Consider the following 2181-nt stretch of genomic DNA (forward strand, 5'->3'; position numbering starts at 1 on the left):
CCCCTGGCGGGGTTCGTGAATGCAAGAACGTTATACGACATTACCCGTGAACAAAGAGAAGAAGCCCACAAGGAATCAAATCATCAAGAACCAATTGTAAGCGAGGGTAAATTTCGAAGAAGAAGGATGAATCGATACGCGCAGCTTGGATTCATCGGATAGACAATTGGTTTGATGATGAAGGATTCCTTAAGAAATCGTCTATTTGTGTATACGTATCGTTTTCATTGTTACATATGGTTTGGAAAGTGTTCATCCGATCAAAAGGCACAAAAAGGGCTAGGAAAACGAAATGCCAAAAAACAAGGAAGGTTAGTTTACCCTCCCTTGAACGAATCGGCATTTCCGCCCTTTTGCGCCACCTTAAGAAGAATCGGATGAAACCCAACCATATATGAACAATGAAAAGCGAAAAGAACAAATAGACGATTTCTTGGGCATTTTCGGGGAAGCGGGTAACGTCGCATAACACAGCATTCGCGCTGCGGGCTGGCGGAGAAGAAGATCGAGGAAGTCGGCCCTTGGTCCGCGAGAGGCATTTTCGAGGAAGATGAATCAGCGGACAACCCTGGCGGGTTCGTGAATGCAAGAACGTTAGCCGAAATACTTGCAAGAAATTTATAATCCAGGAGTTGACCTTATGCTTGTCGTTCACTGGTCTCCAGTAAACAATTCAAAAAATATTATTAAAAACGGAATTAAAAAAGGTCAAAACGGGGTGTACTGTTTCCCATTAACAGGACACCTTTCTTTAGATAGATGGTGGATGAAAGCGCTAAAAAGGTTTAGGCGAGATGGGAAAAGATACAATGGCTTTATATTTAGAGTTGAAGAACAAGACTTGCCAGCATACTTTGGCCATTTCATGGGAGCCACAACAAAAGATAATTTTATGAAGTCTATAAAGACACTAGCACAACTTGGAATTGAAATACAAAATACAATAATTTGGCGAATTGGAGAAAGAAGTATCTTACGCACGACCGAATGGTTACGAAATGACATTGATTATATAAAACTTGGTAGGGAAGAACTACAAAAGAGACCTGAATTGTATAAGGAAACACTGACTGATGCTAATTTTATGGAATATATTCTAGAGGATTACCAGATAGTACTAACGAAATCAATAGCAGCAAACAGAATAATTCGTATAATACCACCAACAGAAGAATTCGGCAGAATCTTATATAAGAACAAGAAACATAAATATTTCGATGGATAATCCAGGGAAGGCAAGTACTTCGGCTAACACCGTATTCACGCTGCGGGCCTAACGGCCCTTGGTATGCAGAGGCATTTCGAAGAAGCGGAATCAGCAGACAACCCTGCACTGGCTAAGTCCGTCGGACCCGGGGCTGGCGCCCCTTAAGCCAGTGAGGGTTCGTGAATAGAACAACGTTATCAGAAATTCCCCAAAACCAGGAGTGAGTTGATGGAAACTAGAACTCAAAAAAATGAGAGAAAACGAAGAGAAATTAGAAAAATGATTTTAGTAGGTCCAAAGTTGTTAATATCTATTGGACTTACCTTCTTCATCTATTTACTTTCAATGGTTTTATGGGTAAGAGCTTTAAATGGTACGGAGTTAATGGGAGTTTTGGCCCCGATCATTACCGTTAATATTGCAGCAATTGGTTTTTTTATTATGGTCGGATCAGGACACCTTAGGTTTTTTGCTTATTTCACCAAGTCTTTTTTTAAAATCTTATTCACTGCTTGGGTTGTCGTGATTATTCAATTTTCAGTAGTAGATAAACTAACACAGAACGTTTGGGTACTCTTTTCAGTCTTTTTCTTTGTTTATTTCGAAGTGCTCTTAGAATTAAATGATTTTTTTCTTAACGTCCGTGAGGTTAATGTGAGATGGAAATGGTTATCTTTCATTAATAATGATTTCATAAATAGTAATTCTATTGTATTATCAATAATCACCTTAGCAGTAATTAACGCTGGAATATCCTATTTTATTGAGGATTTAATAAAAACAATTAACCTGTAGCTTATTCAAAGAGGCGGGAAACTTCTGATAACACCGCATTCACGCATCGGGCTAACGCCCTCGGTCGCAGACGTGGGTTCGAAGAAGCTGATGCTGCGACAACTCCCTTCGGGAGTTCGTGAATGCAAGAACGTTATCTGCAATTACTGGTGAATCAAAAAGGAGAGCCCACTCACAAG

At 39.8% G+C, this 2181-nt stretch carries 2 protein-coding genes; both read left to right on the forward strand.

Annotated elements, in window-relative coordinates:
- The first annotated feature begins 640 nt into the window (after nucleotides 1–640).
- On the forward strand, nucleotides 641–1225 hold the full coding sequence (locus GQS10_RS22705) for a hypothetical protein (protein ID WP_243735362.1): 585 nt from the start codon (nucleotides 641–643) through the stop codon (nucleotides 1223–1225).
- Between the two features lie 210 nt (nucleotides 1226–1435).
- A complete protein-coding gene (locus tag GQS10_RS22710; RefSeq protein ID WP_166246580.1) occupies nucleotides 1436–2002 on the forward strand; it encodes a hypothetical protein in 567 nt (188 codons plus the stop codon).
- Nucleotides 2003–2181 lie beyond the last annotated feature (179 nt).

This window comes from Paenibacillus turpanensis, from assembly GCF_011421635.1.
In the GTDB taxonomy this organism is placed as follows: Bacteria; Bacillota; Bacilli; order Paenibacillales; family YIM-B00363; genus Paenibacillus_AK; species Paenibacillus_AK turpanensis.